Raw genomic sequence first — 932 nt, 5'->3', positions numbered from 1 at the left:
TGACCCGGGATTTTCCGATTTTCTTTATATAAAAATACATGTTCTGCTCCGAGAGAAAGAACAAATCTTGCTTTTTCAATTGAAGAGGTGAGGCCAATCACTTTTCCTCCCAGGTGCTTACAAATCTGAACCAAATTTTGGCCTACTCCGCCGGCTGCAGCATGAATGAGAATGCAGTTTCCGGCTTTAATTGCATAATTATCCTTTGTCAGATACTGAGCTGTTAAGCCTTGCAATAAAATAGAGGCGGCTGTTTCAAAGGATGTATTTTCCGGTAATGGTATCGCCTTTTCTTTAGGTACTGCAACCAGTTCGGCATTGGCAAATGACACATCAGCAAATCCGACTCTTTCCTCAATTTTAAAGTTTGTAACAGCGTCAACGACCTGTTCAACTATACCTGCACCTTCATAACCCAATATGTAAGGAGGCATACCTTCTAAATGATAGTTTCCTTTTCTTTTGTATATTGTAAACGGGCACATTATTTCGGCAAAAAACAGTCGGTTTTTTTCATCTCCAGATTTTTTACGAAAAATTAAACATATGCACTGTATATTACGAATAATGATGCCCTTTGGTGGCTTGACATGGAGCCTCTGTGGGCATGGCTTGATGGCGATGGGGCTAGGAGAAAAAAGAAAATCGTCAAAGCTAACTAGCCTACCATGCCCACCACTCCATATCAAGCCGTGTATTGAATATTGAATATTATACATCTGGAATAATTTGAAAATCACAATCTGAAATTATGTGGAAATTCACATGTATATGTCAGCAAAATTTAACCCAATTGCCTTCGTTCTAACCAAAATTTCATTTTCATTAATGATAGGATCCGGAATATCTTTATATTGCAAGACATCTGGTCCGCCAAATTCTTCAAAAATGAGTGCGTTCATTGTATTACTCCTATGCTTTATAATAATTAT

Annotated in this window: 1 pseudogene; it reads right to left on the bottom strand. The window is 37.8% G+C overall.

Annotated features, from left to right (window positions below):
* Positions 1 to 470, bottom strand: a pseudogene (locus BpJC4_RS15805) (zinc-binding dehydrogenase); the annotation flags it as partial.
* Positions 471 to 932: the final 462 nt, after the last annotated feature.

It is taken from the genome of Weizmannia acidilactici, from assembly GCF_008974185.1.
Taxonomy (GTDB): domain Bacteria; phylum Bacillota; class Bacilli; order Bacillales; family Bacillaceae_C; genus Weizmannia; species Weizmannia acidilactici.
The sequence above is the reverse complement of the archived record's forward strand: the minus strand, read 5'-3'. Positions and strand labels throughout refer to the sequence as shown.